General features: G+C 41.0%; 10 protein-coding genes. 4 read left to right on the top strand and 6 right to left on the bottom strand.

Annotation, left to right across the window (positions count from 1 at the left end; genetic code table 11):
• Window positions 1-70: 70 nt before the first annotated feature.
• Both FH976_RS01500 and FH976_RS01495 read right to left on the bottom strand, forming a co-directional pair.
• Window positions 71-460, bottom strand: a complete 390-nt coding sequence (locus FH976_RS01500; protein WP_194089150.1) for a DUF2750 domain-containing protein — start codon at window positions 458-460, stop codon at window positions 71-73.
• A 97-nt stretch (window positions 461-557) separates the two neighbouring features.
• Entirely contained in the window at window positions 558-1463 is a 906-nt protein-coding gene (locus FH976_RS01495; protein WP_194089149.1) for a manganese-dependent inorganic pyrophosphatase, read from the bottom strand.
• A 310-nt stretch (window positions 1464-1773) separates the two neighbouring features.
• Between FH976_RS01495 and FH976_RS01490 the strand changes: the two genes are divergently transcribed.
• Window positions 1774-2007, top strand: coding sequence for a TIGR02647 family protein (locus FH976_RS01490; protein WP_194089148.1), 234 nt, complete (start codon window positions 1774-1776; stop codon window positions 2005-2007).
• A gap of 188 nt (window positions 2008-2195) precedes the next feature.
• Here FH976_RS01490 and mukB read toward each other — a convergent pair whose 3' ends face one another.
• From mukB to cmoM, 4 genes are all read right to left on the bottom strand, one after another.
• Window positions 2196-6656 carry a chromosome partition protein MukB gene (gene mukB / locus FH976_RS01485; RefSeq protein ID WP_194089147.1) on the bottom strand — a complete coding sequence of 1487 codons (4461 nt, stop codon included), beginning with the start codon at window positions 6654-6656 and terminating at the stop codon, window positions 2196-2198.
• The gene (gene mukE, locus FH976_RS01480) at window positions 6653-7423 is read right to left on the bottom strand and encodes a chromosome partition protein MukE (protein WP_228767312.1); all 771 of its coding nucleotides are present in this window, start codon (window positions 7421-7423) and stop codon (window positions 6653-6655) included. The genes mukB and mukE overlap by 4 nt, the downstream gene beginning before the upstream one ends.
• Window positions 7424-7427: 4 nt before the next feature.
• On the bottom strand, window positions 7428-8780 hold the full coding sequence (gene mukF / locus FH976_RS01475; protein WP_194089145.1) for a chromosome partition protein MukF: 1353 nt from the start codon (window positions 8778-8780) through the stop codon (window positions 7428-7430).
• An 83-nt stretch (window positions 8781-8863) separates the two neighbouring features.
• On the bottom strand, window positions 8864-9649 hold the full coding sequence (cmoM, locus tag FH976_RS01470) for a tRNA uridine 5-oxyacetic acid(34) methyltransferase CmoM (protein ID WP_194089144.1): 786 nt from the start codon (window positions 9647-9649) through the stop codon (window positions 8864-8866).
• Window positions 9650-9762: 113 nt separating this feature from the next.
• Here cmoM and elyC point away from each other — a divergent pair, with 113 nt between their 5' ends.
• The 3 genes from elyC to FH976_RS01455 all read left to right on the top strand — a co-directional run bounded on the left by elyC (window position 9763) and on the right by FH976_RS01455 (window position 13237).
• Window positions 9763-10557 carry an envelope biogenesis factor ElyC gene (elyC, locus tag FH976_RS01465; protein WP_194089143.1) on the top strand — a complete coding sequence of 265 codons (795 nt, stop codon included), beginning with the start codon at window positions 9763-9765 and terminating at the stop codon, window positions 10555-10557.
• Between the two features lie 377 nt (window positions 10558-10934).
• Window positions 10935-11939, top strand: a complete 1005-nt coding sequence (gene purR, locus FH976_RS01460; protein WP_194089142.1) for an HTH-type transcriptional repressor PurR — start codon at window positions 10935-10937, stop codon at window positions 11937-11939.
• Between the two features lie 140 nt (window positions 11940-12079).
• Window positions 12080-13237 carry an ABC transporter substrate-binding protein gene (locus FH976_RS01455; protein ID WP_194089141.1) on the top strand — a complete coding sequence of 386 codons (1158 nt, stop codon included), beginning with the start codon at window positions 12080-12082 and terminating at the stop codon, window positions 13235-13237.
• Window positions 13238-13257 lie beyond the last annotated feature (20 nt).

Here is a 13257-nt window from a genome sequence, read left to right as displayed (position 1 = left end):
AAATTTAATAACAATCAGTTACGACCTAATTAAGCCTATTCTCATATCTCAATCAGTCATATCAATTCGCTTAGCGCTTCTGAGCTTGTTTTTTTAGCTCAAAATCAAATTCATCAGGAAAAACGATCACACCTTCCTGATCCGAATTGGGAAAGACAACGACCGATAAATCATCATCTGCTAATCCATGGCTCCAACGGCTGTGCCACTTATTCAATGATATGGCTTCTGGTTTGCATTCTTCCCAATCTCCCGTCGCCCAAGCTTGTGCAAATTCTTGATTTGGCCAGACAGGAACACAATCTTCATCTTCCGTATTCAACATCACGCAGCCATCTTCATCCACAAGGATCCAAATTTGACGATTCGCGACCACTTCTTTAACGCAATATTGAAAACGTTTTTCACTATCGTAATTATTAATCGATTCGATTGTTGCTGTATCTAACGCTTCAGACATAAGTCATCTCATTTATTGGGACTAAAAGACAATAAAAAAGGCGAGTCACCCTCACCTTTTTGTTCATTCATTTATATATTCAAATGTGAAGAATAGATTAAACCAGCTCACCTTGCAGCCAAGGCCAACCTTGTTTCTTACGGCTTAATGTATTTTCCATCATTAAAGAACCGTTTTTCACATGCTTCTCAAGTTTAGCGGCCCACTCACCTTTAAACAAAAGCTCTGTAGTGCTGGTGGTGATGTCCGTCAACATAAGCGCGGCAAATGCTAAACCATCTTCTTGACAACGACGCTCAAGATCTGCATTTAAGTCATCCAGCATGCCGTCAACTTGTTCCATTGTCGCTAGCTCAACTTGGCCAACGACAACGTCACGGCCATTAAATGGGTAGGCTTTTAAATCTTTCTCAACTAATTGCGCAGCCGTCAGACCATCTATATCCGTTTTAGCAATAAGAAGGTTTTTAATAAATTCGTCTAAGTTTTCAATCTCTGCAATTTCAGCCAGTGCTTTTACTGCAACTTCATCTTTTGGAGTGCACGTTGGAGAAGCAAAACCAACCGTATCAGAAAGAATAGCCGACATCATAAGTACCGCTAGCGGTTTTGTAATTTCGGTTTCTTCCATTTTAAATAGATTAAAAAGAATCGTACAAGTACACCCTACTGGCCAAATCCACGCTTCTAATGGATTAACCGTCATTACATCGCCCAAACGGTGATGATCAACAATACCCACCACTTCAGCTTCTGCAATATCATCTGGCGCTTGTGCAAGATCGGTATAGTCTACCAACCAAATTTTCTGCCCTGCCACACCCATGCACATTTCAGGTTGTTCTACACCAGCTTGCTCAAGAATATATTGAGTCTCACGGTTCAATTCACCTTGACGCACCGCTTTTGCTTCTAAGCCACGAGCTTTTAAAAGTTCGGTCGCAACTAATGCGCTACAAATGCTGTCACTATCTGGATTTTTATGGCCGACTACTTGGATCATGGGGATTCCTATAACAACGTTGATAAGGCAGCCTCAGTGCGAGAGATTGAACACTCGACTCAAGCTATCAAAGATAATTTGGGAAGATATTTTACCTGAATTTCAAAATTTGTCATCGCTTGTCGGCAAAATAAACCCTGTCATTTATGACAAATTGATATTCACCAAAAATGCTCAAACTTCTTTTGCTGTAATAATCATCACTCAGCATAATTTAGAGTGAACAAACCACCAAAAGCACTTTTTACTGCTTGCCAAATTATAAGGTTGCAACCTATTGTATAAACATGATTAAAGCTAAGGAAATACTATGAAATTTAAAATTGAGAATGTTGCTGAGCTAAACTTATTACTGCAATTTGACCCAAAAAGCCTACAAACTGGGATCAAGGTTCGCGGTGATGCAGTGCCTGAATTACAAGCTGCCGTAAAAAGCCTATTTGAAAAGAATTTATGCACACTGTCTGATGGTGGTTACTTAACGGATGAAGGTATTGAAGCGTCTGAACATGCGTTGAAATTACTGCATATGTTGTCTGCTTAATTCTGCTCGTTGATTTAATTCTACTCGTTAGTTTATTTCTACTCGTTAATAAAAAAAACGGTCGTTTCACTGTCGTATTACAAGTGAAGCGACCGCTTTTTATGTTAACTGTATAAGTCTAAATTTAATGGGTTAACATCCACGCCTCAGTAAATACTGAAGCGCTTATTCCGATGTTATACCAAATCTTATTCGACGGTTTCCAGTACTTCACTTTCATCCGTTTGTGCCTTGGGCGCATTGCCAAAACCACGAAGACCGACAACGTGTACATGTTCATGATCTTTGAACACTTTACGTACCAGTTTATACGTCGTCCCTTTTTCTGGACTGATATTCTCTGGCGCAGCAATGAGTAATTGCATATCCAAACGATCGCACAACTCAAATAAGGTATTGATGGATTTGGTATCCAAACGGGCCGCTTCATCCAAGAAGAGCAAACGACACGGCACAATATCTTTACTGCGTAAGCGGCGAGATTCTTCTTCCCAACTTTGAATGACCATCAATAGAATAGATTGCCCGGTACCAATTGCCTCACCCGTTGATAACGCGCCAGATTCTGCTTGTAACCACCCTTCTGAGCCACGATTAACCTCGATGCTTAATTCTAGGTAATTACGATAATCGAGTAATTCTTCACCTAAAATCTGTGGCGAACGTTGACCCATATCGATATGCGGATTAACTCGTTGGAACAATTTCGCCATCGCTTCAGAAAAGGTTAAACGTGGGTTATCAAACAAGTCTTGATGCTGATCTTGCTGCTCAGCCAAGCCCAACAATAGCGTTTCGTGACTTTCGCGAATGCCGACATTCAACCGCACGCCTCGCACTTGACCAAAGGCAATGTTAGATAAGCCTTGGTTAAGCATTCGAATACGGTTTTGCTCTCGCTGAATGGTTTTCTTGATAATGCTGGCAACAGAGCCCGAGCTTATCGCCAAACGATTTTCACGCAAGGTCAGCTCTTCGGTTAAACGCGCTAGCTCCACTTCCATTTCTTCAATCGCTTCAACGGGATCGTTAGTGCGAATGATATCCTGGCGAATACGTTCACGAAGATGCTGATATACCGCCACGTAAAACAATACTTTACCTTCAGGGCGAGCATTATCTTCCGACAGGCGTAATGCATCACGTAACGTCTCATTATTTGAAACCGCTAAACGCAGAGCACCTAATGATTTATCGGACATAGAACGTAGCTCATTATCGGATAAATAGGCCAGTTCTCGACGATGTAAGCGGCGTTCAACATCATTTAAACGTGCAATTCGCATAACGCTACACCAGCCAGCTTTAGCATTAACGACAAATTTACGCAGGTCTTGATAATCTTTTTCGATTTTTTTCACGCGTTTGGTGAGCGCTTTCATTTCAAGCTCAGTTGCCGTGAGCGTGCGTTCAAATTCACTCTTACGCTGGCGTGAAATTTGCACACGTTCATGCAAGGCGGTTTTACGCTCTTCTGCACGCTCTAACGCGCCAAAGTCAGGTGTAACACCATAATCTTGTAGCTCTTGTTTGAACTCTTGTACCGTTTCTAATTTCGCTTGATGTGACGATTTAAGCGACGCGAGCAATTGATTATATTGGTTAAGTTGCGCTTGAGCTTGTTTGAAAGATTCACGGCCACGAAGTTTATTTTGCTCCGCTTGCGTCAATTTTATTTTTAGTTGTTCACTTAACTCACTGCTTTGATCAAGCAAGTTAACCGAATCAGAATAAGCAAAATAATGACGACGTTCATGTAAATCCGCCACGGCAAATATCTGAGTTTTTAGCGTTTGCAATTGCTCATCTGCTTGCTCGTAGTTCGCTTTAAGTGCATCAAATTGTTCTGGATCGATTTCTAATGCCGAGACAATCTGAGCCAGTTGCTCAACTGCTTTGCCGTGTTGCTGTATGAAACGCTTATATTCACTTAAATGTTCAAGCTTCTCTTCTAACTCATCAAAGCGATCATTTAAAGTGTCGTCAGCAATAACATGCATCGCACTCGCTAATTTATTCAGGCTCGTGATTGCTTGTTTGCTGGTTTGCAGTTGGCTACGCTGTTGTTGCTCTTTATTTTCCAAATCAGCCAGTTGACGAAGGACTTGATTCAATCCATCACGAACATCCGTCAGTTGTTGTTCAGGATCGGCATTAAAAGCGACATGAATATGCTTGGACACAAATTCGTTATAACTGCTGTATAAACGTTGTAGCTTTTGTGAGTCAAAGGCGGCCTTTGCATATTCTTCTGCTACTTCATCACGCTCTGCGCGTAGAAGCTCTAGACGTTGTTCACGAGCCGCACGACCAAACAATGGCGTTTCAGGCAGACGAGAGTAACGTAGCTGACGGTCATTTAACTGAACGCACACCGCGCCATCAAGTTCATCGGCGTTAAAGTCACCATCATCAAACGCATCAACATCGCCTTCGATAATGTATAAATCATCTGGACAATCATCCAATTCCAGCAGTTTGTCTTTAATGCCATCTAAATGAGACACCACTATCGCATGACGAGATGGGCCGTACATCGCACTGAAATAAGGCGCATCTTCAATCGCAATATCATCATAAATTTCAGACAATAAAACGCCACCTAACGTATCCGCCAGACCTTTCAAGCGAGGATCGTTCGAACCAGATGGCGACGACAAATGCTCAATATTTTTCTCAAGCTCATCACGACGAACCGCTAAACGTTCTTTCGCTAATGATTGTTGCTTTTCTTGCTCCAGCACTTGTTGCATTTGCGTCATCACCGCATGACTATCGGTTAATGGTGCCTCTGTTTGCTGCTGAATCTTTTCTAATGCTTCATTGGCCGCAATCCAAGCCGGCGCTTGTTTTTGTAAGGTTTGAATATCCTGTTCAGCATCTTGTTGTTTACGACGATAATCACCCCGCACATCGCGCAGATCTTCTTGCGCCATTTCTACGCTTTCAATCACATCTAAGTGACGTTCACGCTCTTGCTCTAATACCATTTCATCATCAAGACGAACTTGATGTTGCTTTTGGTAAACCTCCACCAAATTGGCGGCTTGTGCTTGTTCGTTTAAGCTGCGTTCAAGATCGCGATGTTGCGCGCGCCATTGAGATTCATTTTGCAACCATTGCTCGGCTTGCTGCGCTTTTTGGATCGCTTGTTTAGCTTGAGGCAGCGCTTCGGTACGTGCCACCTTTCCAACCACACTTTCCACTAGAGCTAATGCTTGCTCAAATTGCTCGGTAGCGGCGGATGACATATCCAATTTATGCTTAAGTGAAAGCAAGGTTGACGTTTGTTCACTCTCTTGTTGCTTTAAACTGGATAACTCAGCTTGAGCGATATCTGCACTTAACTGTGTGTTATCAGTCAATGTCTGCGCTTTTTCTAGTGCTTGCACCGCTTGTTGATATTGTAACGCACGCGTTTGTTGCACATCCAACGCTTGCTGATAATCGGCCAGTTGCGATTTTAAGCTATCCACTTCGTGTTCTGAAATATCAGCTTGTTCTTCTGCGATGGCGACCTGTTCAGCGGCTTCTTCCACCACCATCATTTGTTCTTCTAAACGCTCATTTAACTCTTCTAAGTCTTCTTGATAACGTTCTATTTTTTCTTGCTGACGCAACGCAGTTTGTACCAATTGCAAATGATCAGAGGCCGCTTGATGATCTTGCTCAAGACCAGATTCTTGCTCCACCAATTGTTCGAGTTCAGCTTGAACTTGCGTTAACAAATGCGCTTGAGAGCGTAATGTCGTGCTCGATTGATTTAATTCACTGCGCAGTACCAACGCTTGATCCAGTTTAGAGCGACGATCATTAGTATGCCGCATGTAATCGGCCGCGACATAATTGGTTGATTCTGTGATCAAGTGTTTGAATAGATCACGATCAGTTTGCGTGGTTTTAATCGCTTCTAATGTCATACGGTTTTCACGCAGCGCCGATTCCATATCTTGGAATGCTTTTTTTACACCACCATTTTGCGGTAATAAATAGTCTCGTAATGAACGAGTGATCGCACTGGAAATACCACCATAAAGTGACGCTTCAATTAAACGGTAAAATTTAGAACGATCGCTGGTATTACGCAGTTTCTTCGGTAATACGCCCATTTCAAACATGACGCCGTGATAATCCGACACCGATGTGAAGGCTTTTAGGATTACGCCTTCATATTTTGCCACCACATCCTTCAATTCATTGAATCCACGCACGCGAGCCTGACCATTGGCTAAGTTTTCAATCAATACATCGGTCGGCTTAACGTTGCTCGGCAAGCCTTGAATCAAGAAAGGTTTGATATCAACTTTCTTATCTCGCCCTGCCACTTGCTGCAAGCGTACTGCAAATAATAAACGTTGATTACGAGAGTTCACTACATCTAAAGCAGCGTAACAGCTGCCTGGTTGCAACTTACCAAATAGACCTTTGTCGCGTGAGGCTTGTGAACTGCCTGCTTCGGTAGTGTTTCTAAAATGCAGCAGACTTTGATCGGGAATAAGCGTGGTAATAAAGGCCGCCATCGTGGTGGATTTACCTGCGCCGTTACCGCCAGAAAGTGTCGTCACTAAACCATCGATATCAAAAGTACGGGCAAAAAAACCGTTCCAGTTGATCATCGTGAGTGATTGATATTTACCTCGTGCGATCATAAGTCACCTACTTGTTGTTGCTCGTCTGTATCTAACGCTAAAGCTGACGTTTCTTCTGATTCAGTATCTTGTCTATCTTGTTCAGAGTTCACCTTGCTTAAATCTGTCACTGCTTCACCATCACGGATCAAACGAAGCTGTGCATCACGAGCATCATCGCCAATACGCACATCAGCGCCGAAACGAAATACGGCTTCACTAATACGAAATTTATTATCATCACCGACAGGCAACACCATGCCAATGCGACGCAAACGACGCAGCGAGGTGCGCACTTTTTCGAATAACTTTTCTTTATCCAGATCGGAGCCAGCGGCACGATTTGTCACTAAACGCATCAGTTTTTTCTCATCCGCCAAGCTAATTAATTCTTCATACAATTCTTGGTTGGTAAAAATACCTTCATGCGCCAAGCGCTCTGGGCTTAAGTATAAGAAACATAAAATTTTACCCACCAGCATATCAAGTTCAGATAAAACGCTACGCCCAATTAATGAGGTAGAACGTGGGCGCAAATAGAAAAAACCTTCTGGAGCGCGTACAAGTTCAGCATTATAGCGTTGATAAAATGTCGCCAATTCAATATCAAAATCCATCAAGAATGCATGATTATCCATATCATCGCTTGAGATATGACGACCCGCACGCAACATGCTATCAAGTGCTGGGAATAATGGATTCGAGAGTGCTTTTATTAATTGTTCAGGCATGTAAACATCTTTCTCATGCCCTTTAATAAAAGAGGAGTCTGCGCTTTCTGGCGCCATATAATCAGTATTTATCGATGACATTTGCTTGTACCTTTGCGCCAAAATTATTAATTGATTGCCAATCCGGTTGAATCGCTTGGTAATCCGATTCGGAATACCCCATTCTTACCGCTTGATCGACCACCATTCTGGCTAAATCAAAATGTTGAGTGGTAGGATGCTGAGATAAATAATCACGCAACACCAAACCGAGATCGATGGCTTGCCCTGTTTCTTGATGGACTTTTAACATCGCTTCTACGCGCAGGCTGAGTTCATCATCAACCACGCTTAATTCTTCATATTCCACTTCATCGGGAACAAAACCGGTCACTTCATCGTCACGCAATAGCATCGCTTCATCGCGCATATCACGCAGGCGTTCTGCATCGGAGTACACCATGTACCAAGGCGCATCAAAATAATCAGTGACAGACTGACGTAACCGCTGACTAAAGGCGCGGTTTTGGTCCATATCAATCGCAGTTCGAATAAATTTATGCACATGGCGATCGTAACCAATCCATAAATCAATTGCTTGCTGACCCCAGCTAATGATGCGGTCGAGTTTCGTTTGTAGCGAGAATAAGATCGCATCAATAAGATCTAAGCCTTCTTGCCCATAAATCAATTGTTGAATATCAAGCAATTGGGTCTGAAGTTCATCACCGGCGGCTTGCAACGTATCTTGTAGTTCATTTAACGTGCTTGAGGTTTCAGATAACAGACTTTCACAACTGCTGATGGCTTCACGCCAATCTTGATTTAATAACTCTGCAATTTGTTGTTTGATTTCGATCTGTTGATCGTCCATCGCACGCTGATTTAAATCGATGCGATCAAAAATCTCGCTGACTGAATATTTTAATACACCGTATACATTCTTCTGCCATTGAGCAGTCGTGGTTGCTTCTTGGGCGGACTCTACTGCCTTTGACATTTCATCCGACACTAGCGATAGCTGGATCGACAGTTTGAGTTTTGAGAATTCACGATGACGAATATAATAATCGGTAATTGCCATACCAAGTGGCGATAAACGATAAATACTAGCGCCATCGGTCATTTCGCTGACAAAGCGGCTGATCAGTCGTTGAGAAACTAACTCATTAATCGCGTTATTGGCACGAAAAGCGGACGCTTCTCCAGTCTCTTCAAACAAGCGGGTAACGATTTTAAATGAATCGTGTAATTCACCTTCACCAAGTTCTTCATCTAATTTTTCATGACTTAACACAGCAATCGAAATTAAAAATGCCAATCGTTCTGTGGTGAGATCCAAAGAAAAATCATGTTGTTTAACCCAACTGACTAATTCATCTAATGGCTGTTGGCTAACATTTAAGCTCACAGCATCTTGAGTTATTTCACTCATTCTTGTCCCTGTTTATGCAATTTCTTAATAATCATTAGAAGGTAAATAATTGACTCCGCCTTAGTACTCATCTGCAGAGATACTTATGCTAACGGTTTTTGAGCCCACACATGAATATAACGCCCTAATGAAAGGTAAGGTTCTGTTCGACATAATTGTTGTTCTAATGCCACGATATCTTCAAATTGATAATCGCCGATATATTGCTGATCACCAATGTAATCAGAAAAACAACGGATACCTGATTTTCCTTCAATCTTAAAGCCTGCACTTTCTATCCACTGGTATACATCATGCGGATAAAGTCCTTTTGGCGGCTGTAATTTAAATCGTTTACGATGTGGCATACCTTGCAAAATGTGGGGAATATTACCACAAGTTACATTTTTCAAAACTAACCCATGATGATTATAAAACATCACTGAGGCCATTCCACCAGGCTTTACTTTCTCGAGAACGGCTTGCAAAACATCTTTCGGGTTTTCTAACCATTCCATGACTGCATGGAATAAAACTAAATCAACAGGATTATCATAATGAGCAGTTAAGTTTTGTAATGGCGAATGAATAAAGGTAAATTGCTGATCGATTTTATTTGCTTTGATGTCTTCTTTTGCCAGTTCTAACATCTCGCTTGAAATATCGCATAAGACGACTTGATGACCACGCTGTGCGACTCTTTGTGATACTTGAGCCAACCCGCCACCGGCATCTAAAAGGGTTAGTTTTTTTGAGGATGCATCTAATTTATTTAAAATTTGTTCCATATCTTGCCAAATAATGGTCTGGCGAATTTCACCTTTCGCTGAACCATATATATTTTTGGCGAATTTACGCGCAATATCATCGAAATTTCGGTCTTTATTCATGGTTTTTAATTTAAGATAACGGAACTTTGCGTGTATTCTGTCATAGCAGATACAGGAATAAAGGAATTACTGACTTTTATTTATCAAATGATTATTTTTCGGACTATCCCATTATGTTTGAGTTAAAAAAAATAGTGTCATCTTTTATGATGCCGCTACCTGCGTTGTTAATTATTGGTTTTTTAGGTCTCTTTTTGATCATGTTTACTGCCAAACGTGGAACGGGCTGCATATTCACATTTATTTCTTTATTAGGAATTTTCCTTTTATCATTTCAACCCATTTCCACCAGCTTATTAAAACCTACTGAGCGGCAATATAAAGCATTTCTGGCCGTTGAAGGCTCAATTGATTATGTAATGGTATTAGGCAGTGGGCATTCGGTGGATGATCAAATTCCACTGACTTCAGAGTTGTCACGTACTGGCTTAATGCGACTTGTAGAAGGTATCCGAATTTTAAGAATGTACCCTGGCGCTAAATTAATTCTATCTGGTTACTCTGCAGGCTCTTCTATCAGTAATGCAAGATTAATGGCTAACATCGCGGTGTCTTTGGGGATAGCAAAACCTGATATCATTTTATTAGAAAGTGCTAAGGATACATGGGAAGAGGCCCATCAAGCCGCGGGCTTTGTCGGAACAAAGCGTTTAGTACTAGTGACATCAGCCAGTCACATGCAACGTGCATTAAATGACTTCCATAGTGCTAATTTAGATCCCATCCCTGCACCAACTAATTATTTAGCCGTAGATAATATCAATCAAGCTTGGGAACGTTTCACACCACAATCAAAATACTTAGAGCAAAGCGAACGTTATTGGCATGAACGACTTGGCCTTTGGTGGCAAGTGATCCGTAATAGTTTAACCGATAAGCCCACTCCATCAGAACCGACAAGCTTATAAATTTATTTACCATATCGTTAATTATCATCGAGTTATGACTATAAAAACCTTAACCTGATGATAATTATTTCAGTCCTGTTTATTCTTATTAACGCAAACGATATCGTATTTATCAAAACGGTTATTTTACTGTGCCATATTTATAATAAGAAAAAGAACATTGATGATTGTTAGTTGTAAAAATTAAGACTAAAATCCCTGCTTCAAAAAATAGAAACGATTTATTAATTACTTGATTATTAAAGAAATTACATTTTTATTATTCGGCCAGATCTATATTCACTTACCCTGTAATCCAAATATTACAAAAATATATATCGGCACCTATTACATTCAATATCGATTCGCCCACTTCTGTCGGCACTAAGGAAAACATTATGGCTACCATTAAAGATGTCGCACGTATCGCAGGAGTGTCCACCACCACGGTTTCACACGTCATCAATAAAACACGTTTTGTTGCAGAAGCGACTCAAGAACGTGTAATGGCGGCGGTCACTGAGCTAAATTATGCGCCAAGTGCGGTTGCGCGTAGTTTAAAATGCAATACGACAAATACCATCGGCATGCTTGTGACTCAATCCACTAATCCATTTTTTGCCGAAGTCGTTGAAGGTGTGGAAAGCTATTGCTATCGCCAAGGCTATACGCTGATTTTATGCAATACAGGTGGCTTGGTTGAAAAGCAACGTGATTATATTCGCATGCTTGCAGGTAAGCGTGTCGATGGATTATTAGTCATGTGTTCGGATTTAGATGATGAACTTCGTATCATGCTAGATGGACATCCAGACATTCCGAAAGTGGTGATGGACTGGGGCCCTGAAACATCAAAAGCGGATAAAATTATCGACAACTCAGAAGAAGGTGGTTACCTAGCCACCCGTTATTTAATTAATAATGGTCATACCGATATTGCCTGCCTTAGTGGACACTTTGAAAAAATGGCTTGTAAAGAACGTATTGCAGGTTGTAAACGTGCACTAGCAGAAGCCGGTTTAACACTGCCAGATGATTGGCTACTTGAAGGGAACTTTGAGTGTGATACTGCTGTGATCGCAGCCGATAAAATTTTAGCCATGGATAAAAAACCAAGCGCTGTTTTTTGTTTCAATGACATTATGGCACTAGGTCTAATGAGTCGTTTACAAGAAAAGGGAATGAAAATACCTGAAGACATTTCAATCATTGGCTATGACAACATTGATTTATCTGCCTACTTCTCACCACCACTGACAACCATTCACCAACCTAAGCGTCGTGTAGGCAAAACTGCCGTGGAAATATTACTTGAGCGCATCAAAGATAAAGACCATGCCAAGCAAGTTTTTGAAATGTTTCCAGAGTTAGTAGAACGCTCTACAGTGAAAAAACTCAATTAAAGGATTATCCTTTTTTAACCAGCGCATGCGCTGGTTTTTTTATATCTTAGATTAGATGTAATATTAATAATAAAGGTTGAATGTTTTTCTACTTTTTAAAGGTCTGTTGCTTATACACCCCAAATAATACAAGGATAGTTATGAAACATTTCTTACTTGGATACTTATTGGCTTTCTCCTCCATATTCTCATTAATGGCGCACTCTAACGATGCATCAAATTGGAAAACGATAACGCAAAAAGCCAAAGGACAAGATGTTTACTTTAATGCTTGGGGCGGCAGCCAAGAAATTAATGATTATTTACGCTGGGTTAGTGACCAAGTAAAACAAAAATACGACATAAACCTTCATCATGTAAAAGTGACCGATATTGCCGAAACTACGTCTCGATTAATTGCCGAAAAAGCGGCTGGTAAAAATCAATCTGGCAGTGTTGATATGGTTTGGATAAATGGCGAAAATTTTAAGTCAATGAAGCAAAACCAATTACTTTTTGGCCCCTTTATACATGACTTGCCTAACTGGAAATTTGTAGACAAAAATCTGCCTATCGAAAATGATTTTTCAGAGCCTACTTTAGGCTTAGAAGCACCATGGGGTATAGGTCAATTAGTTTTCATTTACGATAAGAAAAAACTCGTTAATCCACCGATCTCCGCGAAAGCTTTATTAGCTTATGCTCAAGCTCATCCTGGTACGATTACGTATCCCAAGCCCCCTCAATTTCATGGTACGAGTTTTTTAAAAGCGATACTTTTCGAGTTAACAGAGGATAAGAAAACCTTAACCAAACCCGTTAATGACGCTGATTTTGATACTGTAACGGCGCCACTTTGGGCCTATTTAGATCAACTTCACAAAGTTGCCTGGAAACAAGGCAAACAGTTTCCTCTTAGCCAGCCGGAACTTATTCAAATGCTCGATGATGGACAAATTGATATAGCGATAACTTTTAATCCAAATGAAGTCTTCGCAGCTCAAGCCTCAGATAAATTAGCAAATACAACCAAGACATACGCATGGCAGTCTGGCGCTTTATCTAATATCCATTTCTTAGCAATACCTTGGAATGCTTCCCACCAAGAAGGCGCTTTAGTCGTCATTAATTTTTTACTTAGCCCTGAGGCTCAATCTCATAAAGGCGATCCCAATATATGGGGTGATCCATCCGTATTGTTGCCACAAAAACTTAGCGGAAATGCAGCTAAAACTCAATTATTTCCATCGATTGATGAACCTCACCCTAGCTGGCAAAGCGCGTTAGAGCAAGCTTGGCTAACTCGATATGGTCAATAGCTAGATTGGCTACTTTAAAA

Source organism: Vibrio hibernica (assembly GCF_015223435.1).
Lineage (GTDB): Bacteria > Pseudomonadota > Gammaproteobacteria > Enterobacterales > Vibrionaceae > Vibrio > Vibrio hibernica.
This window is presented reverse-complemented; position numbering and strand designations above follow the sequence as displayed.

Coding starts and splice junctions, on each gene's coding strand:
- elyC (WP_194089143.1), top strand. CDS start 9,763: ATGTTTGAGTTAAAAAAAATAGTGTCATCTTTTATGATGCCGCTACCT.
- FH976_RS01500 (WP_194089150.1), bottom strand. CDS start 460: ATGTCTGAAGCGTTAGATACAGCAACAATCGAATCGATTAATAATTAC.
- FH976_RS01455 (WP_194089141.1), top strand. CDS start 12,080: ATGAAACATTTCTTACTTGGATACTTATTGGCTTTCTCCTCCATATTC.
- FH976_RS01490 (WP_194089148.1), top strand. CDS start 1,774: ATGAAATTTAAAATTGAGAATGTTGCTGAGCTAAACTTATTACTGCAA.
- mukE (WP_228767312.1), bottom strand. CDS start 7,423: ATGGCGCCAGAAAGCGCAGACTCCTCTTTTATTAAAGGGCATGAGAAA.
- cmoM (WP_194089144.1), bottom strand. CDS start 9,649: ATGAATAAAGACCGAAATTTCGATGATATTGCGCGTAAATTCGCCAAA.
- purR (WP_194089142.1), top strand. CDS start 10,935: ATGGCTACCATTAAAGATGTCGCACGTATCGCAGGAGTGTCCACCACC.
- mukB (WP_194089147.1), bottom strand. CDS start 6,656: ATGATCGCACGAGGTAAATATCAATCACTCACGATGATCAACTGGAAC.
- mukF (WP_194089145.1), bottom strand. CDS start 8,780: ATGAGTGAAATAACTCAAGATGCTGTGAGCTTAAATGTTAGCCAACAG.
- FH976_RS01495 (WP_194089149.1), bottom strand. CDS start 1,463: ATGATCCAAGTAGTCGGCCATAAAAATCCAGATAGTGACAGCATTTGT.